Below are 21,771 nucleotides of genomic sequence, written 5' to 3'. Positions count from 1 at the left end.
GAATCCACGCAATGGCTGACGAGAAGTCCGACGAGTCCTCCGCGCGCGACCCCGTGCTGAGCCCCGTGGACCGCGTCTCGGAGATGCTCTTCGGCCTGTTCATGGCGCTCACCTTCGTCGGCGCCGTCTCGGTGGCGGAATCTGGCCGCGAAGATGTCCGGAAGATGTTTGTCGCCGCCCTCGGGTGCAACCTGGCGTGGGGCCTGGTCGATGCGGTCATGTACCTGGTGCGCACGATCACCGACCGCGGGCGATGGATCTCGCTCGTTCGCTCGGTGCGCATCACGGCGGACGCCGAACTGGGCCGCGGCCTCATCGCAGGGGCCCTGTCGAAGGTCGGGGCGCGGTTCGTCGGGCCGCAGGAGCTCGAGGCCATCCGCAACCGGATGATCGCCCTGCCTTCCGTTCCGGACCGGCCGAGGCTGCGGGGGGGCGACCTGCTCGCCGCCGTCGCGATCTTCTTCATCGTCGTCGCGGCGACCTTCCCGGTCGTCCTGCCCTTCGCGCTGGTCACGGACATCGGCACTGCGAAATGGGCGACCCGCGCCATCGCGCTGGTCATGCTCTTCCTCGGCGGCCTCGCCCTGGGACGCTACGCGGGCTACGGCAGCTGGAAGGTCGGGCTCATCATGGCCGGGCTCGGCGCGGTCCTGGTGGTCGCGGTCATCCTTCTCGGCGGCTGACGGCGCGGCCGCCCGCTTCTTCGCGCTGCGCCCCTCCCCGGCGCACTGTCGCGCGACGCGCGGCCTGAGGCTTTCCCACCCCCCCGCCCCCTCCACCAAGGAGGGGGTGTCGAGCCCGTGCGAATCCCAGAATTCCGCCCGGCCACTGCTCACTGCAGCCTCTCTCCCATCAACCAAGAAACTGGATATACGTGCACCACTCCCACCACAAGACGGGATCCATCGAAACCCGCTCGACCTTTCGCCTCGCGGCCGTCGCCGCCGCCGCGCTTCTCGCGATGCTGTCCCCGGGCGGTGCGCAGGCGTTCGAAATCGACACCGGGAACGAGGACCTCGCGGTCCGCTGGGACAACACCGTCCGCTACAACTACGGGAACCGCGTCGCCAACCGTGACCAGAAGATCGGCAACTCGGCGATTTCGGACGAAGGCACGTACAGCTTCAACGTGGGCGACACGGTGGCGAACCGCCTCGACCTCCTCTCGGAATTCGACCTCACGTACAAGAAGCGCTACGGCATGCGCGTGAGTGCCGCCGGCTGGTACGACAACGCGTACGGCAGCACGAGCCAGTCCAACCCGTACCCGCCGCTGGTCAACATCCCCAGCTACGTCAACCACCAGTACAGCGGCTACACCCAGCGCTACTACGCCGGCCCTTCGGGCGAGTGGCTCGACGCCTTCGTGTTCGGCGGCTTCGACCTCGGCAACGTGCCGGTCAACATGAAGCTCGGGCGCCACTCCCTCTACTGGGGCGAATCGCTCTTCGTGAACGGCAACCTGAACGGCATCGCCTATGCGCAGAATCCGCTCGACCTGCAGAAGGGGTTCGCGACGCCCGGCGTGGAAGCCAAGGAACTGTTCCGGCCGCTCAACCAGATCTCGATGCAGGCGCAGGTGACCGACACCGTCTCGGTCGCGGCGCAATACATGCTGCAGTGGGAGGCGTTCCGCTATCCCGAGGGCGGCACCTACCTCGGCCCGGTCGACTTCGCCTTCAACGGCCCCGACCGCCAGTTCATCTCGCCCGCGCTCGGCTTCGCCCAGAACGGCGGCGGGGTCAATCCGCCAAACCACGGCGAGGGTGGCCTGTCGACGCGCTGGAGCCCCGAGTGGCTCGACGGCACGCTGGGCTTCTACTGGCGCAATTTCGCGGACAAGCTGCCGCAGACCCTGCTCACGCGCGTGGGGCCCAACATCAGCCGGTACAACCTGATCTACGCCGACAACATCGACCTGTTCGGCGTGAGCCTGGCGAAGAACATCGGCGGCATCAGCTTCGGCTCCGAACTCTCGTATCGCCACAACACCCCGCTCAACAGCACGGTGCTCGGCATCGCGCCCGGCCTGCCGGCGCAGGGCGACACCAAGGGTCCGCGCGGCGACACCATCCACGGCCTGGTGAATGCCGTGGGCGTGATCCCGAAGACCGCACTGTTCGACACGGCTTCCTACGGCGCGGAACTCGCCTGGTCCACCTGGTCGAAGGTGACCAGCGGAAAGAACCTCTTCTTCGCCGAGGGCTTCGCGCCGTGCGTCGGCAAGGACAAATGGGACGGCTGCACGACGAAGAACTACGTCGGCGGCACGGTCTCCTTCACGCCCACCTGGTTCCAGGTGTGGCCGGGCGTCGACGTGTCGGCACCCCTCACGTACGCCGTCGGCCTCTACGGCAACGCGGCAACCGTCTTCGGCGGCAATCAGGCCAACGGCAACTACAGCCTCGGCGTCGGCTTCGACGTCCGGCAGAAGTACCGCTTCGACCTGAAATACATCAACTACGTCGGCCGCTACCGCGACAACGGCTACGCCGTGACCAGCCAGAACGGCTTCACGACGCTGCTCGACGACCGCGCATTCGTGAGCCTCACCTTCAAGACCACCTTCTGAGGAAACTCATTATGAAACTCACCTACTCGCTCATTGCAGGCGTCGTCGCCGCAACGGCAAGCCTGGCCGCCCAGGCGGCCATCACCGCCGACGAGGCCAAGACCCTCGGCACCACCCTCACGCCCGTCGGCGCGGAAAAGGCCGGCAACAAGGACGGCACCATTCCCGCCTACGACGGCGGCCTGAAGACGGCGCCGGCAGGCTTCAAGGCGGGCGACGGCGTTCGGCCCGACCCCTACGCCAACGAGAAGCCGCGCCTCGTGATTGACGCGAAGAACATGGCGCAGTACGCCGACAAGTTGACCGACGGGACCAAGGCGCTGCTGGAGAAGTACCCGAGCTTCCGCGTCGATGTCTATCCGACGCACCGCACCGTGGCCTTCCCCAAGTTCGTGACCGACAACACGGCGGCCAACGCAGTGCAGGCCAAGACCACCAACGACGGGCGCTCGATCGAGGGCGCGCATGCCGGCTTCCCGTTCCCCATTCCCAAGAATGGCTACGAGGCCATGTGGAACCACCTCGTGCGCTTCAACGGCCAGAGCTACGAGGCCAAGTACCGCAACCTGAACGTCGATGCCGGCGGCCACCCGGCCCTGGCGACCGAAGGCCTCAGCGTGCAGGACTTCCCCTTCTGGGACCCGAGCAAGGCCACGGCCGATACGTACTGGCGCATCAAGCTCACCTACACCGGACCCGCACGCCGCGCCGGCGAGGCGCTGATGATCGTCGACCCGCTCGACATCGGAAACAAGGACCGCCGCGCCTGGATGTACCTGCCGGGCCAGCGCCGCGTGAAGGTCGCGCCGGACCTCTCCTTCGACACGCCCAACCCTGGCACCGCGGGCGCCACGACCTTCGACGACACCTTCATCTTCAACGGCTCGATGGACCGATTCGACTTCAAGCTGCTCGGCAAGAAGGAGATGTTCGTGCCCTACAACGACTACGCCGCGGTGTACCAGTCGAAGCAGGACGACCTGCTCAAGCCGAATCACCTGAACCCGGACCTGGTCCGCTGGGAACTGCATCGCGTGTGGGCCGTCGAAGCCACGCTGCGCGACGGCAAGCGCCATGTCTACAGCAAGCGCACCTTCTACCTCGACGAGGACTCGTGGGCAGCCCTGGCATCGGACAACTATGACGCGCGCGGCCAGCTGTACCGCTCCGGCTTTGCCTACATGACGCCCAGCTACGACCTGCCGGCGCCGTACACCGACATGTTCGGCCACTACGACTTCGCGTCGCGCGTGTATTCGCTGACCGGCTACATCGCGGAAACCGGCGGCCTGCGCCACACCAAGGCGCTGGCCGACCGCGAGTGGACGGCCGACTCGCTCGCCGGCTCGGGCATTCGCTGATCGAGGCACTTTTCGATGAACGCGAAGCGAACCACCTTCGGCGGCCTGGCGCTCGCCACCGCGCTGGCCGCAGCGGCATGGGCCGCACAGACGGTGCAGCCTGGCGGATGGCGTGACGTGCTGGACGCGCCGGCCATGAAGAGCCCGCTCGCTTCGCGCACGTTGCTCAACGGCCTGGCCAGTGCCGGCGACCGGATCGTCGCCGTGGGCCAGCGCGGCCACGTCGTCTACTCCGACGATGGCGGCACGAACTGGCGGCAGGCCGAGGTACCGGTCAGTTCGGACCTGGTGGCCGTCACCTTCCCGGACGCGGCGAACGGATGGGCCGTGGGCCACGACGGCGTCGTGCTGCGCACCACCGACGGCGGCCTGAGCTGGACCACCCAGCTCGACGGCCGCCGCGTCGGGGGCATCATGGTCGGCTACTACCAGCGCGAAGCCGCGGCCCTGGCGGCCGACGATCCGAAGCGCGCCGCCGTGCTGGTGGAAGAGGCCCGCCGCTTCGAAGCGCAAGGGGCCGAGAACCCCTTCCTCGACGTGTGGTTCCGCGATGCGTCCGAGGGTTTCGTCGTCGGCGCATTCGGCCTCGTCCTGCACACCACGGACGGCGGCGCGACATGGGCGCCGTGGCTGCACGCGCTCGACAATCCGAAGGGCCTGCACCTCTACGCGGTGAAAGGCATCGACGCCGACGTCTACATTGCCGGCGAGCAGGGACTGCTGCTCAAGCTGGAGCGCGGCGACACGCGCTTCCGCGCACTCGAACTGCCCTACAAGGGCACCCTCTTCGGCGTCACGGGCAATGCCCGATCGACCATCGCCTACGGCCTGCGCGGCACCGTGCTGCGCAGCACCGACGGCGGCCGGAACTGGCAACAGACACCGACCGGCCTGCAGGTCGGCATGACCGCCGGCATGCGGCAGGCGGACGGACGCATCGTCCTCGTCAGCCAGGCCGGCCACGTGCTGACCAGCAACGACGACGGCGCCAGCTTCAAGGCCGCGTCCGTCGGGCGCACCCTGCCCGCCGCGGCCGTGGCGGCGACCGCCGGCCACGCGCTCGTCATCGCCGGTCCGCGCGGCGCCCAAACGCTTCAACTGCCCTGACGGGGCAGCGGGAACTCGCACATGCACACCCCCCCATCCGCGGACACGTCCGCGCCGAGCTCGCTCGCGCAATTCGACAGTGGCTCGGGCTCGCGCCTGGAGCGCCTGATCTTCAATCACCGCTTCGCCGTGATGGTCGCCTGCGGCCTCGTCACGCTGCTCCTCGGCTTCATGGCCGTGGCGCGGCTGACGCTCAATGCCAGCTTCGAGAAGATGCTGCCGCAGGGCCATCCCTACATCCAGAACTACCTGGAGAACCGCACCGAGCTGCGCGGGCTGGGGAACTCGCTGCGCATCGTCGTGGAGAACACCGGCGGCGACATCTACGACCCCGAGTACCTGGCCGCGCTCAAGAAGATCCAGGACGATCTCTTCCTCACGCCCGGCGTCGACCGCGCATGGATGAAGTCCCTCTGGGCGCCCGCCGTGCGCTGGACCGAAGTGACCGAGGAAGGCTTCCGGGGCGGCCCGGTGATGCCCGACAACTACGACGGCTCGCAGGCCGCCACCGAGCAGCTGCGCGGCAACATCGCACGCGCCGGGCTCGCGGGCAGCCTCGTCGGCAATGACTTCAAGTCGAGCATGATCATCGTGCCGCTGCTCGACCAGGATGCCTCGCAGGGCAAGCGCCTCGACTACCACGGACTGTCGCGGACGCTCGAGCAGATGCGCGCGCGCTACGAGACCGACGCCCAGGGCCAGCCGACGGGCATTCGCGTCCACAGCATCGGCTTCGCGAAACTGGTCGGCGACCTGATCGACGGACTGCACCAGGTCGCGCTGTACTTCGGCCTCGCCGCCCTCGTGGCGACGCTCATCATCTTCTTCTACACCCGATGCCTGCGAAGCACCGCGCTGGTGGTCGCGTGCTCGCTGGTGGCCGTGGTGTGGCAGCTCGGGCTGGTGGCCGCGCTGGGCTTCGAGCTGGACCCCTACTCCATCCTCGTGCCCTTCCTCGTCTTCGCGATCGGCGTGTCGCACGGCGCGCAGAAGATGAACGGGATCATGCAGGACATCGGCCGCGGCGCACACCGGCTGGTGGCCGCACGGTTCACCTTCCGGCGCCTGTTCCTCGCGGGCCTGACCGCGCTCGTGGCCGACGCGGTGGGCTTCGCTGTCCTGATGATGATCGACATCCCCGTCATCCAGGACCTCGCACTCACCGCGAGCATCGGCGTGGCGGTGCTGATCGTGACCAACCTGATCCTGCTGCCGGTGCTGCTTTCCTACATCGGGGTCAGCGCGAAGGCGGCGGCGCGCAGCCTGCGGGCCGGGGCCGACGAGGCATCGGCGAGTCGGGTCTACGCGTGGCTCGATCGCTTCACCGAGCGGCGCTGGGCGACCGGCACCGTCGTCGCGGCGGCCGTGCTGACGGCGGGCGGTTTCGCGGTGAGCACCCATCTCAAGATCGGCGACCTCGACCCCGGCGCGCCCGAGTTGCGCCCGGACTCCCGCTACAACCGCGACAACGCCTTCATCACCGCCAACTACTCGCTGTCGAGCGACACCTTCGCGGTGATCGTCAAGACCGCCAAGGAAGGTTGCCTGAAGTACGAGACCCTGGTTGAAGCCGACCGGCTGGCCTGGACGCTCCAGCAGGTGCCGGGCGTGCAGACGACGATGTCGCTCGCCAACGCCGTGCGCCAGATCACCGCCGGCAGCAACGAGGGCAGCCCCAAGTGGCTGACGATCGCGCGCAACCAGGACGTGCTGAACTACGGCGCGCAACAGGCCGGCGTCAACAACCCGGAGCTGTTCAACACCGAATGCTCGGTGATGCCGGTGATCGCCTACCTGGCGGACCATCGCGCCGAAACGCTCGACCGCGTGGTGAAGGCCAGCGCCGGCTTCGCGGACGCGCACAGCAACGGCGAGCGCAAGTTCCTGCTTGCGGCCGGCGGCGCGGGCATCGAGTCGGCCACCAACATCGTGGTGCACAAGGCCTGGACGCAGATGCTGTTGCTGGTCTACGCCGCCGTCATCGTGCTGTGCTTCATCACCTTCCGCAGCTGGCGTGCCGTGGTCGTGGCGGTGGTGCCGCTGGTCATCACGTCGGTCCTGTGCGAAGCGCTGATGGTCTGCCTCGGCATCGGCGTCAAGGTGGCCACGCTCCCGGTGATCGCGCTCGGCGTGGGCATCGGGGTGGACTACGCCCTGTACCTGCTCAGCGTGCAGCTCGCCCGCCAGCGCGCCGGCGCGACGCTTGCGCAGGCCTATCGCGACGCATTGCAGTTCACGGGCAAGGTGGTCGTGCTGGTCGGCGTGACGCTGGCGGCTGGCGTGCTCACCTGGGCGCTGTCGCCCATCAAGTTCCAGGCCGACATGGGGATCCTGCTCGCGTTCATGTTCATCTGGAACATGGTCGGCGCGGTGCTGCTGATTCCCGCGCTGTCGCACTTCCTGCTGCGCCCGCGCGCGCCCGTCCGCTCGTCGCTGGCCGAGCCACTTCGCGCCGCGTCAACCGCCTGCGGAACTACGACTTCCTCTTCAGCTTGACCCCCTTGGCGCGCTCGAAGGAATCCACGTACCCGCGCGCCACCGCCCGCACCGCACGGCCGATCTTCTCGTAGACCTCTTCGTCGAGGTTGGCGAAGGAGATCCGCGCCGACCAGTCCGGCGCCTCGAAGCCGCCGCCGTTCAGCAGCACGATGCCGTGATCCTCGGCAAGCCTGAAGACGATGTCCAGCGGGTGCACGTTTTCCTTGACCCACGCCACCAGCTCTTCCGTACCGTATTTCCGCAGCCAGAACTCGAAATCGATCAGGCCGTAGTAGTAGTCGAAGAGCGGGTTGGCCGCGACGTCGATGCCGAGCCCTTCGATCGTCAGCATGGCGCCCCGATGGCAGATTTCCATGCATGCCTTCTGGTAGGCCTTCTGCTCGTCCATCAACTCGTAGAGCGAGAAGAGCGACATCATCACCTGCTGCGGCAGGGACAGTCCCGCCGTGTGGTTGAGTGCCACGTCCCGGCTGTCGGCGACGATGCGGTCGATGAAGCGCACCTCGCGCGGATGCGGCGTCAGCGTGCCATAGCGCTTGTCGAGCTTCTTCAGCGTGGCGGCATCGTGCTTCGCGATGAGCGCATCGAAGACGTTGTCCTCGTGGATGGCGATCACCCCGAGGCGCCAGCCCGTGCAGCCGAAGTACTTGCTGTAGGAGTACACGCCGATCGTGTTGCGCGGGTAGGCGCCGAGCAGCGACCTGAAGCCCGGCACGAAGGTGCCATAGACATCGTCGGTCAGCAGCATCAGGTCGGGCCGCTTCTTCAGGATCTCTCCGATCTTCTTGATGACCGATTCGGACAGTGCCATGGCCGACGGGTTGCCCGGGTTGACCACGAAGAAGGCCTTGATCTTCGGATCGAGCAGCTTGTCCAGTTCTTCGTCGGTGAACTGGAACCTGTTTTCCTGCGGCGCGTGGATGCTCACGATGTTGAGGTCGTAGTCTTCCAGGTGCGGCATCTCCAGGTAAGGCGTGAAGATCGGAACACCCAGCGCGATCGTGTCGCCGGCGTTGAGCAACCGGTTGTTCTTGAGCGCCTTGAAGGTGTAGCACATGGCGGCGGTGCCACCTTCGACGGCGTACAGCTCGAAGGTCCCCTTGGGCCTCGGGTCACCGCACATCGCCCACTGCAGGTATTCACGCACGATGATTTCGTTGTGCACCAGCATGCGGTCGGGCACCGGGTAGTGGTCGCCGATGATCGAATCGACGAGTTCACCGACGAAGGCGTCGGGCTTGAAGCCGAACTTCAGCACCGCCCACGGAACCATCCGCTTCAGGAAATCGACGCCCGGCAGGTCTTCGTGCATCGCCAGCCATGCCTGCAGGCGGTCGGCACAGCCTTCCACGCGCGGCATGCCGCCGATGCCCGGAGACACGTCCATCACGCGCTTGGTCTCCTGCACCGCGAACTGGCCGAGCGTGAAGAAGCCTTCGCGCGGCTCGGTCGCAACCCAGTTGGGGTTGCCCCGTCCCGCGTTGAGGTAGGCGAGCGCGGACGACTTGGCCGCCTTCGTCGCCGATTCGGCCAGGAAGTTCTTGATCTCGAAAGGTCCGAGGGCTTCGTAGTTGCGCAATGTCAGAAGATCCATGAACTGCTCCTTGAACGGGATGGCGAAGTCGTCGCCACGAGCGGACTCGATGAAGAACCGGGAAACACGGATGGCGATCAGCTTCCGCCGCTGATCTTCATCATCACGATCACGATGAACAGGCCCCAGATGGTCAGGAAGGTGTTGCCCACCGCGTAGGGCATGCCGTAGCCGAGCGCCGGGATGTTGCTCTTTGCAGCGTCCTGCACCATGCCGAGCGCGGCCGTCGTCGTCCGCGCGCCGGCGCAGCAGCCGAGCAGGATGGCCGGATCGAAGTGGAAGATGAAGCGCGCCACCAGGATGGCGATGAGCAGCGGCACCGAGGTCGCGACCACGCCCCAGAGGAACAGGCTCACGCCCAGCTTCTGCAGGCCGCTGATGAAGTCCGGCCCGGCGTTGATGCCGACGATCGCGATGAACACGTTGAGGCCGAGGTTGTTGAGGATCCACAGCGCGGGCGCCGGGATCTGGCCGAACTTCGGCTTGATGGTGCGGTAGTAGCCCAGGAACAGGCCCGCCAGCAGCGCGCCGCCGGAGGTCGAAAGGCTGATCGGAACGCCGCCGACCGTCACGCTCAGCACGCCGATCAGTCCGCCGACCAGGATGCCGGCCGACATGAAGGAGATGTCCGTCGCATCGGTCGGGCGATCGGCGTAGCCCAGGATCTTCACGACGGCGTTGACGTGCTCGATGCTGCCGCCGATGCGGATGACGTCGCCCCGAAGGATCTCGGTGCCCGGCAGGAGCGGGATATCGACGAGCTGCCGCGTGATCTTGGTCAGGTAGACGCCGCGCGCTTCCGACCGCTCGGCCAGCTCGGCGATGGTCTTGCCGTTGATCTCCTTGTTGGTGATGAACACGTCGACCACGGTCGCCGGCATGTCGAGCAATTGCCGGTCGTCGATCTCTTCGAGCGTCCGTTCGACTTCGTCCACGAGGAGATGTCGCGCGCCGGAAATCGCGACCAGATCGCCCAGTTGGAGCACGGTGTCCGCCTGGGCCACGAACATCTGGTCGCCACGCTTGATGCGCTCGAAGAAGACGCGCACGCCCGGAAAGGTGTCCCCGCAACGGTTGCCCGCGAGGCCGCTCTTCTCGGTGATGCGATAGCCGCGCAGCCCGAAGGTGTGATACGCCGACAGGATGCCGGGCTGGGCCGATTTGCCGCCGCCGCCGAGCCGGGCCTCGTAGTCCTTGCAGGCCTGCACGAGGTCCGTGCCGATGATCTTCGGGCCCAGCTTGGAGAGCAGCAGCGCCGAGCCGACGGTGCCGAAGATGTAGGTCACCGCGTACCCGACCGGTATCGCGCCGAGGATGCTCTTGACCGCGTCGGGCGACAGGCCGGACTTGTTGATCTGGTCGGTCGCGACGCCGATCGACGCCGAGATCGTCTGCGACCCTGCATACAGGCCCACCGCGTAGCCCACGTCGAGCCCGGCGATGTAGGCGCAGGCGATCGGTACGACCAGGCAGGCCACCATGACGATCAGCGTGAAGGCGATCTGCTTCGGTCCGTCCTTGCCAAGCCCCGCAAAGAACTGCGGCCCCACGCCGTAGCCCACCGCAAACAGGAACAGCAGGAAGAAAGCGGACTTGATTGGCCCGGGGATGGAGAGACCCAGCTGTCCGATCGCCACGCCCGCGATCAGCGTGGCGGTCACGGCCCCGAGATTGAATCCGAAGAACTTCTTGGGCCCCAGCCAGAAGCCGAACGCCAGCGCGGCGAACAGCCCGAGTTCGGGATACTGCTTCAGCGTTTGCACGAGCCAATCCATGAGGAACTCCTTTCAGTCGGCGGACGAAGCCGGCTTTGCAATGCGGCGCTGCAAGGCTGCAAGGTTTATAGCCGTGCGTTGTCGGCCCCCACTTGACGTTTCTCAACTCGAAGCCGGCGCCGGTGCCCACAATCTCCATGACGGAGGTGCACATGTCCCAAGACACGACGGACAGCCAGACCGACGACATGTCGATGGCGGACTTCTTTTCCGCTGCGGAAGCAAGACGGGAGCGGTGGAGCCGTCTCCAGGTCTGCACCGAGGCCTACGCAGGCGGCATTCAGAAGGACCGGAAAGACAAGCTCGCGGGCGAAATCCGGACCCTGCTCGACCAGATCGAGCCGCTGGAGGGTTACTGGGCCTACCCGGGCGCCAACCTCATGCGCGCATTGCGCGAGCTGCTCGACGCGGGCGACGCCTCGGGCCTGGCGAATGCCGCGCATCGGATCAAGGCGTCGATCTTCTCCGGCTCCTACCGTCACGATGCCTCGGCCTGGAACATCGACGAAGAGACCGAAGTCGACCTGGGCGATCGCCTTCCGCCGGGACTGGTGGCCGATGCGGTGCATCGTCCGTACTTCGAAATACTCACCGTCGCGCCCGAGATCTCGAAGACGGCGAATCCACAGCGGGAGTGGCGCAAGCTCCGGCGGCCCGAAGACCCCTTCACCTACGAGGCCGTCCAGACCTTCAGTCTCGAAGATGCCGTCGTCGCGACCATCGTCAACTTCAACCTGCAGGCCGTCGTCATCTACGACGGCTTCCGCTACAAGTCCAGGCATGCATTGCCTGCGCTCGACCAACTGATCAAGCGCTTCGGCCATCTGGAGGACGACGGCATGCCGCGCGACTACGGACTCGTGCTGGCCAACTTCCTCAAGAAGATCCGACCGGAAATCGACATCTACCTGCTGACCGAGCGCGGCGTCGATGCCGCTGCCACGAGCATGGATGCCAAGGCGGTCAGGCGCGTGTTCTACGAAGCCGAGGAACTGATGGAAATCCATCTGAGCATCCTCGCGGGCGTCAGCGACCGCTACGAGACGCCGTTCTTCGACAACCTAAAGAAATACGCGGCGCGACCCATCGGGACTTTCCATGCCCTGCCCATCGCGCGCGGCAAGTCGATCTTCAAGTCGAACTGGATCAAGGACATGGGCCAGTTCTACGGCGCCAACCTGTTCCTGGCGGAATCGTCGGCAACGACCGGCGGGCTCGACAGCCTGCTGGACCCGACCGGCAACATCAAGGAGGCGCAGGACATGACGGCGCGCGCCTTCGGCGCGGACCACGTCTACTTCGCGACGAACGGCACCTCGACATCCAACAAGATCGTGGTTCAGGCGCTGTGCAGGCCCGGCGACATCGTCCTGATCGATCGCAACTGCCACAAGTCGCATCACTACGGACTGGTGCTGGCGGGGGCGCAGCCCTTCTACCTCGAGGCCTATCCGATGGTGGCCTATTCGATGTACGGCGCCGTGCCGCTGCGCACCATCAAGCAGGCGCTGCTGACGCTCAAGGCGGAAGGCAAGCTCGACAAGGCCCGGGCGGTCGATCTCACCAACTGCACCTTCGACGGCCACATGTACAACTGCCGGCGCGTGATGGAGGAATGCCTCGCCATCAAGCCTGACCTGATCTTCCTTTGGGACGAGGCGTGGTTCGCCTTCGCGCGTTTCTCGCCCTTCCACAGGCGGCGCACCGGCATGGGCGCCGCGCAGGACCTGGAAGACCGGCTCCTGACGCCCGAATACCGGGTGGAATACGAAGCCTGGAAGGCGAAGCTCAAGGGCAAGGTCGGCGACGACCTGGACCCCAAGGATCCGGCGCTGCTCGACATGCGCCTGATGCCCGACCCCGACCGTGCGCGGGTGCGCGTCTACCAGACCAACTCGACCCACAAGTCGATGTCCGCGCTGCGGCAGGGTTCGATGATCCTCGTGCGCGACCAGGACTTCCACCGGGTCGAGGAGCAGTTCCACGAGGCCTTCTACACGCACACCTCCACCTCGCCGAACCAGCAGATCATCGCGTCGCTCGACATCGCGCGCAGGCAGATGGAGCTCGAAGGCTACGAACTCGTGATGCAGGCCGTGGCGCTCTCCATCGACCTGCGGCGGCAGGTCAATACGCATCCGCTCATCTCGAAGTACTTCCACATCCTCACGCCCGGCGAGATGGTGCCGAAGGAATTCCGGGCCTCGGGCGTCGAGGACTACGCCAAGCCGCATGCGACCTGGATCAAGATCCTCGCGGCCTGGGAGACCGACGAGTTCGCGCTCGATCCGACCCGCATCACGCTGGTCACGGGGCGGGCTGGCTACGACGGAACGGAATTCAAGGGCCTGCTGGCTGCCAAGTACGACGTGCAGATCAACAAGACCTCACGCAACTCGATCCTCGTCCAGATCAACATCAACAACACGCGCAGCGATGTCGCCCACCTGCTGAAGGTGCTCGCGGACATCTCGCGCGACAGGGAACGCAACCTGCTGGAAGGCGGCAAGGCGGCGCACGCCGCCTTCGAGGCGCGCGTCAAGTCGCTGATGGAAGATGTCCCGGACCTGCCCAACTTCAGCCGCTTCCACGACGTGTTCCGCGACGAGGCGAAAAGCGCCACCACCGAAGGACACATGCGCGCAGCCTTCTACATGGCCTACCGCGAAGAGGATTGCGAGCACATCAAGCTGGCGGACAAGGCGATCGACGACCGCCTGAAAAAAGGCCCGCCCCTCGTCGCGGCGAACTTCGTCATCCCCTACCCGCCCGGCTTCCCGATCATGGTGCCGGGGCAGGTCATCGCGGCCGACACGATCCAGTTCATGCGCGAACTGGACGTGAAGGAGATCCACGGCTACAACGCGAGCCTCGGGCTGAAGCTGCTGAGGCCGGAGGTGCTGGAGAAGCGCAAGAAGAAGAGCAGCGCGATCGATCTTTGAAGGGCCGCGGGTCGCGTCAGGACGCCCAGCGCAGCATCGCGAGCACCAGCCCGATCAGGAAGACCGTCTCGCCGACCATCAAGGCCACCGGCTTCAGGCCGACGGTGGCCAGGTCGCGCAACTGCGTCTTCATGCCGATCGCCGCGATGGCCGCCACCAGGCACCATTGCGAAAGATCGCTGCCCAGCTTGGTCAGGCTGGCGGGAATCCAGCCGGTGCTGTTGATGGCGACCAGGGCCGCGAAGGCCACGGCGAACCACGGCAGCAGCGGCGGCCGGGGGCCGCCGGCACCCTTGCCGCGCGCGCGGGTGCACATGACGGCGAACACGATCACCGGCAGCAGCATGGCCACGCGCATGAGCTTGACCAGCGTCGCCACGTCGCCCGTCTCGCGCGACATGCTGTAGCCGGCGCCGACCACCTGCGCGACGTCGTGGATGGTGCCTCCGAGGAAGACGCCCGCCGCGCGCGCATCGAGCCCCAGGGCGTGCGCCAGCATGGGGTACACGATCATCGCCAGCGTCGACAGTGCCGACACGCCGACCACCGTGAACAGCGTGGCGCGCTCCTTCCCCGGATGCGCGGGCAGCGCCGCGGCGAGCGCGAGCGCGGCCGATGCGCCGCAGATAGCCGTGGCGCCCCCCGTGAGCAGGCCGAACAGGCTCTGGAAGCCCAGCAACTTCGCGGCGATCATCGACACGGAGATCGTGACCACGACGGAGACCACCACCAGCAGGACCGGATGCCATCCCAGTGCCGCCACCTGCCCGATGGTGATGCGGAGCCCGAGCAGCGCGACGCCGCAACGCAGCACCTCGCGCGCGGTGAACCCGATGCCAGCCGCGCAGGCCCCGTCGCTCGAGAGGAAGTTCATCGCCATGCCGAGGATCAGCGCAAAGAGCATGACGGGCGCGCCATAGTGCTGCGAGAGAAAGGTCGCGGCGGCGGCCACCACGAGGCTGGCGAGCACGCCGGGGAACAGCGTGCGGCCGCGCGCCGGCCAGGCGGCGAGGGATGTCGTCATCATGGCGGGCTCAAGCAACGGCCAGGAGGTGGTCCTGGAAGCTGTCGCGCAGCTTGTTCTTCTGCACCTTGCCGGTGGGTCCGAGCGGGATGCTGTCCACGAAGACCACGTCGTCCGGCGTCCACCACTTGGCGATCTTGCCGTCGTAGAAGGCAATCAGGTCTTCGCGCGTCACGGTCTGCCCGGGCTTGCAGGTCACCACCAGCAGCGGGCGCTCGTCCCACTTCGGGTGGCGGGCCGCGATGCAGGCCGCCAGTGCGACGGACGGATGGGCCATCGCGATGTTCTCCAGGTCGATGGAACCGATCCACTCGCCGCCGGACTTGATCACGTCCTTGCTGCGGTCGGTGATCTGCATGAAGCCGTCCGCATCGATTGTCGAGACATCGCCGGTAGGGAACCAGCCGCCGACCAGCGGGCCGTCGCCCTCGCCCTTGAAATAGCTGGCGATGATCCACGGACCCCGCACCATCAGTTCGCCGGCCGAGACGCCGTCGTGCGGCAGTTCGCTGCCGTCCTCGCCGACGATCTTCATGTCGACGCCGAACACCGGCCTCCCCTGCTTGGCCTGGATGGCCAGGCGCGCCTCGGCGCCGAGCGCGCGCTGCCGCGGCTTGAGCGTGCAGACGGTGCCGACCGGGCTCATTTCGGTCATGCCCCAGGCGTGCAGCACGTGCACGTCGTAGTCCTCCTGGAAGGCGCGCATCATGGCCGGCGGGCAGGCCGAGCCGCCGATGATCGTGCGGCGCATGGTGCTGAACTTCAGCTCGTTGCTCTCCACATGCGTCAGCAGGCCCTGCCAGACGGTGGGCACGCCGGCCGAGACGGTCACGCCTTCGGCCTCGAACAGGTCGTGGAGCGACTTGCCGTCCAGCCACGGACCCGGGAAGACCAGCTTCGCGCCGACCATGCACGCGACATACGGCAGGCCCCACGCATTGACGTGGAACATCGGGACGACGGGCAGGATGACGTCGTTCGCCGAGCAGTTCAATGCATCGGGCAGCGCGGCCGCGTAGGTGTGCAGCACGGTCGAACGATGGCTGTAGAGCGCGCCCTTCGGATTGCCGGTGGTGCCGGACGTGTAGCACAGCGATGACGCCGCCCGCTCGTCGAAGACCGGCCAGTCGAAGTCGGACGAATGCGCCTCGACCAGGTCCTCGTAGCACAGCAGGTTGGGCACCTTGGACGAGGCCGGCATGTGCGTGCGGTCGGTCATCGCCACGAAGGCCTTGATGGTCGACACCCGCGAGGCGATCGCCTCGACCAGCGGCAGGAAGGTCAGGTCGAAGAACAGGATCTGGTCTTCCGCGTGGTCCGCGATCCACGTCACCTGGTCGGCGTGCAGGCGCGGATTCAGCGTGTGCAGCACGGCGCCGGAGCCCGAGACCGCGTAGTACAGCTCCATGTGGCGGTAGCCGTTCCATGCCAGCGTGGCGACACGGTTGCCGAAGGCGATGCCGCGTGCCGCCAGGGCGTTGGCAAGACGCCGCGAGCGCTCGGCCAGGTCACGGTAGGTGTAGCGGTGGATATCACCTTCCACGCGCCGCGAGACGATCTCCTGTTCGCCGTGGTGGCGTTCGGCGTGGGTGAGGAGCGTCGAGATCAGCAGCGGCTGCTCCATCATCGATCCGTTCATGGATGTTCCCTTTCAATGCGTTGGGTTCGGATGCTGCCGCGGCCTCAGGCGACGGCCTGGCGCGGCGAGGTAGCGGGTTCGGGTCGCGCCTCTTCCTCGGCAGCTTCCCCGGCCCGCTTCAGGTCGGATTCGAAGGTGCGCGACGCGATCAGCAGCGCCGCGGCTGCCAGGAGGCTGAAAGCGGGAACCGTCATCAGTGCGCGCTCCAGCGACCACGCGTCCGACAGGAAGCCGGCAATCAGCGGTCCGAGCGCGAGGCCGAACAGGTTCTGGAACAGCGACAGCACCGAGGCGCCGGTGGCGCGGATGCCCGGGTGGATCACCTCGATCACAGCGGCAGCCACCGGACCGACGGTGCAGGTCATCAGGAAGCCGCCGAGGGCGAGCAGCGCGAACTGCGTGCTGGCCGCGATCGCGATCCCCATGCTCGAAGCTCCGAAGGCCAGCATCAGCACGACCATCGAAGCGATGCACAGCAGCGCGGTCGAATACAGCTTGACCCGCGGGCGCCGGCGGCCCGAATAGTCGACCACCGCGCCCCAGACCACGCTGCCCAGGGCACCGCAGAGAACGATCAGCGAAGCGCGAACGGCCGCCTGTTCCGGCGCCATGCCATGCACCCGGTTGAGGAAGCTCGGCAGCCAGGACCAGATCGCCGACACCGCGATCAGCTGCGCCGGCGCCGCGATGCACAGCCAGAGCATGGTTCGCGAGCGGACCAGTGCGCGCACGATGGCGCTGGCCGTGCCGCTCACCGAGCTTGTCGCGCGATCGAGTCGGGCGGTGAGCTTCACGGTCGGGTAGTCACGCACCTTGAGGTACAGCAGCGCGAGCAGCAGCCCCGGGATGCCCACCGCGCCGAACGCGGCCTGCCAGCCGAAGCGGGCCGCGATCACGCCGCCGAGCATCACCCCCAGCACAGAACCGACGGAGGCGGACGCAAAGAAGCCCGCGAGGACCGCACCGCGCAGGCGCGAAGGAAAGTGGCTGGCGATCAGCGCGGCGCCGACGGAGCCGTAGCCCGCCTCGCCCAGGCCGACCATCGAACGCGCGGCGAGCAGGCTGCCGTAGCCGCGGCTGAACATGCAGGAGATCGAAGCCAGGCTCCAGATGGTCGCCATCACGACCACGCTCTTGACACGGCTGGCGCGATCAGCGAAGAGCGCCACCGGAATGCCGGCCAGCGCGACCGTCACCGACACCGCCGAGACCAGCCCGCCGAGCTGCTTGTCCGAGAGGCTCCATTCGCTCTTCAGGTAGGGAAAGAGCGACACGATGACCTGGCGGTCGATGTAGTCGAACATCATCAGGCCGACGGTCATGGCGAAGGCGAACCACGCCTGGCCCCGGCTGAAGAGATAGTCGTCACGGCCTTGCGTGGCCGGCAGTGCACCGATGTTCATCGCGTCCTCCCGTCTTCGAAATCGTGGCGCCGCATCAAGGCACCAGCACGGTCGCGCCGACCGTCTTGCGCGACTCCAGCGCGCGGTGGGCGTCGGCGGCATCGGCCAGCGCGAAGGATTGCTTCGGCTCGCTGACGATGGCGCCGGACAGCACGTGGCCGAACAGTTCGTCGGCCATCGAGAGCATGTGCGCGCGCGGCATGATGTAGTGCATCATCGCCGGCCGGGTCACCCAGAGCGAGCCCTTGGTGGCCAGCATCATCGAGTCGATGACCACCGGCCCGGACGTGGTGCCGTTGCTGACCAGCGAGCCGCGCGGCTGGAGGCTGTCGAGCGACGCCTCCAGCGTGTCCTTGCCCACCGAGTCGTAGACGACCGGCACGCCCTTGCCGCCGGTGATTTCGCGGACGCGCTCGGCGATGTTCTCGCGCGACGTCACGATGGTGTGGGCGCAGCCGTTCGCCCTGGCCAGCGCGGCCTTCTCGTCGGAGCTGACGGTGCCGATCATCGTGACGCCCATCGCGCGTGCCCACTGGCAGGCGATCAGGCCCACGCCGCCGGCCGCCGCGTGATAGAGGATGGTCTCGCCGCCATGCAGGGGAAAGACCTGGCGGAACAGGTATTGCACCGTCATGCCCTTCATCATCAGGGTCGATGCGGTCTTGTCGGAGACGCCTTCGGGCAGCGGGATCAGCACGTCGGCCGGCATGACGCGAACGTCCGAATAGGCGCCCTGCGGACCGACCAGGTAGCCCACGCGGTCGCCGACACGCAGGCCGGTCACGTCCGGGCCGACGGCCTCGACGACGCCCACGGCGTCGGAGCCCAGGCCATTGGGCTTCGGCAGCGGATAGCGGCCGGTGCGGAAATACACGTCGATGAAATTGACGGCCACATAGGTGTGGCGGACACGGGCCTGTCCGGGGCCGGGCTCGCCGACTTCGACGTCTTCCAGCTTGAGCACTTCAGGACCACCGGTCTCGTGCAGGCGAATGGCTTGGGCCATGGTATGTCTCCTTCGAATCTTGAAAACCTGTGAGCCAGGCAAAGTGACCGCTTCAGCCGGCCGTCGAACCGCATGCCGCGAGTTCGTCGATGAATCGCTCCGCATCGGGCCAAGGTCCGAAGCCGGAGGCGGGATTCAGGTGGCCGACCTTGCCGAGATCGATGAGGCGAGCGCCCCAGTCGCCGGCGAGCCCGGCAACCCTGTCCCAGTTGCCGAGCGGATCGTCGCGGCTGGCGGCGACGATGGCGGGAAAAGGCGGCCGCTCCCGCGGCACGGGAAGCCAGCCGCCGGTGCGCAGGGCCTCCAGCGTGGGGTAACCCTCGGGCATGGCCTGCTCGAAATCCGGCGGCGTGGCCATCAGCGCGCCCTGGACGGCGCGCCGGGTCTGGCGCGCCCAGTGGGCGACCATCACGCAGCCGCCGCTGTGCGCCACGACGATCAGCGGCCCCTCGATGGCCTGCGCCGCGCGCTCGATCGCGGCGACCTTGGTCGCGCAGTCGAGATCGGTGCGTCCCATCGGCGGCACCGTGCGGACCTTGCGCCCGCGGGCCTCCAGGTCCGCGGCCAGCAGCGTCTGCCAGTGCGCGTCGACGTGGTCGCGCAGTCCGGGGACGATGAGGACCGTCGGCATGGCGGGCGCACCGGTCATGGTCAGGCCACCCGGCGCAGGTAACCCTGCTGGCGGCCCTTGGGGTTGGGCGCGAAGCCGTTGGCGGCCAGGGTCTCCTCCACGGTGTCGTAGAAGACGCCGATCTTCAGGATCTCGCGCGCTTCCTTGCCGTTGGCGACTTCGCGGCCGAACTCGCGCGCCATGCGCACCAGTTGCTCGACCTGCTGCACCGTCGTCATCTTCTCGGTGCGCGACTGGTTCCAGAGGTTGTCCTCGATGCCGCAGCGCACGTGCAGGCCCATGGCCATGCCCATCATGTTGATGGGCAGCACGTTGCGCATGCTGCTTTCCACGGTCAGCATGGCGCCGTCGGGAATGGCGCGCAGGAAGTTCGCCAGGTTGTAGATGTTCGGCGCGTCCATGCCGCCGCTGATCGCTACCCAGTTCATCACCAGCGGACCCTTGTAGACGCCGCGGCGAATGAGGCGCTCCACCGTCTCGTAGCTGTTGATGTTGTAGAACTGGAACGCGCTCTGGATGCCCGCGGCGCTCAGGCGGCGCACATGCTCGTCGATGAAGCCGGGGCCGGACGGAACGATCATCTCGCGGTAGGCCGCGTTGATCTCCGGGTCCGCCAGCGACGTGCCCGCGATGTCTTCGGCTTCCATGTGCTCCAGCACGTTCATCTGCGTCGTGTTGACGGTGACCGTGACCTGGTCCGGCTTCGGATCAAGCTCGGCGAGCATGTGGCGCGTGTCGTCCTTCAGCCACTTCGCGGAGGCGCCGTCGGTTTCCGGTGCGAAGGAGATCGAGCCGCCGACCTGGATGACCATGTCGGGCACCGCCTTGCGGACGCCGGCGATCAGCTCGTTGAACATCGACAGGCGCTTGGAGCCCCTGCCGTCCAGCTCGCGCACATGCAGGTGCAGCACCGAGGCGCCGGCGTTGTAGCAGTCGACCGCCTTCTGCACCTGTTCCTCCATCGTCACCGGAATGTCTTCCGGGAAGTCGGACGGCACCCACTCGGGGCCGTAGGGCGCGGCGGTGATGACCAGCTTGTCCTGGTTTTCGGGGAACAGCGATCCGTCGAGGAAGTTCATGATTCGTCTTTCAGTGGCGTGAAGGTGAATGAGGTGCGGGCGGGAGGCGTCAGAAGGTGGCTTCGCCCATGATTCCGGCGCGCTCCATCTTTCGGTGGCACGGCGGGTAATCCATCACGGCGTAGTGCTGGGTGCTGCGGTTGTCCCAGAAGGCCATGCTGTTCTTCTTCCAGCGCCAGCGGACCTGGTACTCGGGGATCGCGGCCTGGCTGACGAGGTAGTTCAGCAGGAGGCTGGCGCCCGGGTTGGCGTCCTGGCCGAAGCGCACGTTCTCCGGCGTGTGGAAGTTCGTGAAGTGGGTCGTGAAGGCGTTGACGAACAGCACGTTCTCGCCGGTTTCCGGATGGGTGCGCACCACGGGGTGCTCGGCGTCGGGAAACTGGGCCTTGAGCGCCAGGCGCTTCTCGATCGGCATGGCGGCGCCGAAGCTGGCCTCGATGCTGTGCCGGGCGCGCAGGTTCGAGATCTTGAGCTTGATGTCCTGCGGAAGGCGGGCATACGCCTCGACCATGTTGACCCAGATGGTGTCGCCGCCCACGGGCGGGCACTCGACGCAGCGCAGCACGCAGCCGAAAGGCGGCTTCTCGCGCCAGGTGGCATCGGTGTGGAAGGCGTTCTCGTAGCGGTCGATGGGCGTGTCGGGCGACTTGTAGATGCGCACGAGTCCCGGGTTCTCGGGGTCGCTGCCGGCCACCGGATGGTCTTCCAGCTCGCCGAAGTGGCGGGCAAAGGCCACGTGCTCGGCGCGGGTGATGTCCTGGTCGCGGAAGAACAGCACCCGGTACTTGAGCAGCAGGCCGCGGATCTCGGCCACCAGGTCCGCGTCGCGCGAGGCGGCGCCAAGGTCCACGTTGCCCAGTTCGGCGCCGATGGTGCAGGTCAGCGGCTCGACCTGGATGGATGCCAGCCGCGCGGCGGCCTTGATGATGGCGGGGCCGGCCGGCGAGGGGCTCGTTTGAGTGAGGGTGTTCATGCCTGCTTGTCTCCGTGATGAGCCCTGATCGGTGCCGGGCTCTCTAGGTTGGAACGGTCCGCTTTCCGGCGGCTCCGCAGGTACTGAGAATAGGAAAAAGGCCCCGAATTCGCCCCCTCCTTGCGGCAGGGGGGTGCCCCCCGGGAATTCCGCGTCGGAAGGCGTC

At 66.9% G+C, this 21,771-nt stretch carries 15 protein-coding genes; 6 read left to right on the top strand and 9 right to left on the bottom strand.

The annotated features are described in order from the left end of the window. Window positions 1–11 precede the first annotated feature (11 nt). The 5 genes from ACSFBL_RS20540 to ACSFBL_RS20520 all read left to right on the top strand — a co-directional run bounded on the left by ACSFBL_RS20540 (window position 12) and on the right by ACSFBL_RS20520 (window position 7,536). On the top strand, window positions 12–683 hold the full coding sequence (locus ACSFBL_RS20540; protein WP_435517661.1) for a hypothetical protein: 672 nt from the start codon (window positions 12–14) through the stop codon (window positions 681–683). 191 nt (window positions 684–874) lie between these two features. Then, on the top strand, window positions 875–2,572 hold the full coding sequence (locus ACSFBL_RS20535) for a DUF1302 domain-containing protein (protein ID WP_435517660.1): 1,698 nt from the start codon (window positions 875–877) through the stop codon (window positions 2,570–2,572). A gap of 11 nt (window positions 2,573–2,583) precedes the next feature. Then, window positions 2,584–3,933, top strand: coding sequence for a DUF1329 domain-containing protein (locus tag ACSFBL_RS20530; RefSeq protein ID WP_435517659.1), 1,350 nt, complete (start codon window positions 2,584–2,586; stop codon window positions 3,931–3,933). A 15-nt stretch (window positions 3,934–3,948) separates the two neighbouring features. Next, on the top strand, window positions 3,949–5,040 hold the full coding sequence (locus ACSFBL_RS20525) for a WD40/YVTN/BNR-like repeat-containing protein (protein WP_435517658.1): 1,092 nt from the start codon (window positions 3,949–3,951) through the stop codon (window positions 5,038–5,040). A 21-nt stretch (window positions 5,041–5,061) separates the two neighbouring features. After that, window positions 5,062–7,536 (top strand): efflux RND transporter permease subunit, encoded by a 2,475-nt coding sequence (locus ACSFBL_RS20520; protein ID WP_435517657.1) that lies wholly within the window; start codon window positions 5,062–5,064, stop codon window positions 7,534–7,536. Here the strand turns inward: ACSFBL_RS20520 and ACSFBL_RS20515 are convergent. Both ACSFBL_RS20515 and aspT read right to left on the bottom strand, forming a co-directional pair. Beyond that, entirely contained in the window at window positions 7,514–9,133 is a 1,620-nt protein-coding gene (locus ACSFBL_RS20515) for a bifunctional aspartate transaminase/aspartate 4-decarboxylase (protein WP_435517656.1), read from the bottom strand. The two genes, ACSFBL_RS20520 and ACSFBL_RS20515, sit on opposite strands and share 23 nt — an antisense overlap. Window positions 9,134–9,210: 77 nt before the next feature. Next, entirely contained in the window at window positions 9,211–10,908 is a 1,698-nt protein-coding gene (gene aspT / locus ACSFBL_RS20510) for an aspartate-alanine antiporter (protein WP_435517655.1), read from the bottom strand. Window positions 10,909–11,060: 152 nt separating this feature from the next. On the opposite strand from aspT, the gene ACSFBL_RS20505 reads away from it, so the two are divergent. Next, window positions 11,061–13,850: a decarboxylase gene (locus ACSFBL_RS20505; protein ID WP_435517654.1), complete on the top strand. Its 2,790-nt coding sequence runs from the start codon at window positions 11,061–11,063 to the stop codon at window positions 13,848–13,850. 16 nt (window positions 13,851–13,866) lie between these two features. Here the strand turns inward: ACSFBL_RS20505 and ACSFBL_RS20500 are convergent, their stop codons facing one another. The 7 genes from ACSFBL_RS20500 to ACSFBL_RS20470 are packed head-to-tail and all read right to left on the bottom strand — an operon-like array spanning window position 13,867 to window position 21,530. Further along, window positions 13,867–14,877 carry a YeiH family protein gene (locus ACSFBL_RS20500; protein ID WP_435517653.1) on the bottom strand — a complete coding sequence of 337 codons (1,011 nt, stop codon included), beginning with the start codon at window positions 14,875–14,877 and terminating at the stop codon, window positions 13,867–13,869. Window positions 14,878–14,884: 7 nt separating this feature from the next. After that, a complete protein-coding gene (locus ACSFBL_RS20495; protein WP_435517652.1) occupies window positions 14,885–16,513 on the bottom strand; it encodes a 3-(methylthio)propionyl-CoA ligase in 1,629 nt (542 codons plus the stop codon). Between the two features lie 44 nt (window positions 16,514–16,557). Then, the gene (locus ACSFBL_RS20490) at window positions 16,558–17,916 is read right to left on the bottom strand and encodes an MFS transporter (RefSeq protein WP_435517651.1); all 1,359 of its coding nucleotides are present in this window, start codon (window positions 17,914–17,916) and stop codon (window positions 16,558–16,560) included. A 34-nt stretch (window positions 17,917–17,950) separates the two neighbouring features. Next, window positions 17,951–18,922: a quinone oxidoreductase family protein gene (locus tag ACSFBL_RS20485; protein ID WP_435517650.1), complete on the bottom strand. Its 972-nt coding sequence runs from the start codon at window positions 18,920–18,922 to the stop codon at window positions 17,951–17,953. Window positions 18,923–18,974: 52 nt separating this feature from the next. Further along, window positions 18,975–19,571, bottom strand: coding sequence for an RBBP9/YdeN family alpha/beta hydrolase (locus ACSFBL_RS20480; protein WP_435517649.1), 597 nt, complete (start codon window positions 19,569–19,571; stop codon window positions 18,975–18,977). Between the two features lie 2 nt (window positions 19,572–19,573). Beyond that, window positions 19,574–20,632 (bottom strand): beta-keto acid cleavage family enzyme, encoded by a 1,059-nt coding sequence (locus tag ACSFBL_RS20475; RefSeq protein ID WP_435517648.1) that lies wholly within the window; start codon window positions 20,630–20,632, stop codon window positions 19,574–19,576. A 49-nt stretch (window positions 20,633–20,681) separates the two neighbouring features. Then, complete coding sequence (locus ACSFBL_RS20470; RefSeq protein WP_435517755.1) at window positions 20,682–21,530, bottom strand: TauD/TfdA dioxygenase family protein; 849 nt, start codon at window positions 21,528–21,530, stop codon at window positions 20,682–20,684. Window positions 21,531–21,771 lie beyond the last annotated feature (241 nt).

This window comes from Variovorax glacialis (assembly GCF_051216375.1).
In the GTDB taxonomy this organism is placed as follows: Bacteria; Pseudomonadota; Gammaproteobacteria; order Burkholderiales; family Burkholderiaceae_C; genus Variovorax.
Note: the sequence above shows the minus strand (reverse complement) of the source record. Positions and strands in the feature narration are given on the sequence as shown.

Coding starts and splice junctions, on each gene's coding strand:
- ACSFBL_RS20520 (WP_435517657.1), top strand. CDS start 5,062: ATGCACACCCCCCCATCCGCGGACACGTCCGCGCCGAGCTCGCTCGCG.
- ACSFBL_RS20540 (WP_435517661.1), top strand. CDS start 12: ATGGCTGACGAGAAGTCCGACGAGTCCTCCGCGCGCGACCCCGTGCTG.
- ACSFBL_RS20480 (WP_435517649.1), bottom strand. CDS start 19,571: ATGACCGGTGCGCCCGCCATGCCGACGGTCCTCATCGTCCCCGGACTG.
- ACSFBL_RS20475 (WP_435517648.1), bottom strand. CDS start 20,632: ATGAACTTCCTCGACGGATCGCTGTTCCCCGAAAACCAGGACAAGCTG.
- ACSFBL_RS20500 (WP_435517653.1), bottom strand. CDS start 14,877: ATGATGACGACATCCCTCGCCGCCTGGCCGGCGCGCGGCCGCACGCTG.
- ACSFBL_RS20525 (WP_435517658.1), top strand. CDS start 3,949: ATGAACGCGAAGCGAACCACCTTCGGCGGCCTGGCGCTCGCCACCGCG.
- ACSFBL_RS20515 (WP_435517656.1), bottom strand. CDS start 9,133: ATGGATCTTCTGACATTGCGCAACTACGAAGCCCTCGGACCTTTCGAG.
- ACSFBL_RS20530 (WP_435517659.1), top strand. CDS start 2,584: ATGAAACTCACCTACTCGCTCATTGCAGGCGTCGTCGCCGCAACGGCA.
- aspT (WP_435517655.1), bottom strand. CDS start 10,908: ATGGATTGGCTCGTGCAAACGCTGAAGCAGTATCCCGAACTCGGGCTG.
- ACSFBL_RS20485 (WP_435517650.1), bottom strand. CDS start 18,922: ATGGCCCAAGCCATTCGCCTGCACGAGACCGGTGGTCCTGAAGTGCTC.
- ACSFBL_RS20490 (WP_435517651.1), bottom strand. CDS start 17,916: ATGAACATCGGTGCACTGCCGGCCACGCAAGGCCGTGACGACTATCTC.
- ACSFBL_RS20495 (WP_435517652.1), bottom strand. CDS start 16,513: ATGAACGGATCGATGATGGAGCAGCCGCTGCTGATCTCGACGCTCCTC.
- ACSFBL_RS20505 (WP_435517654.1), top strand. CDS start 11,061: ATGTCCCAAGACACGACGGACAGCCAGACCGACGACATGTCGATGGCG.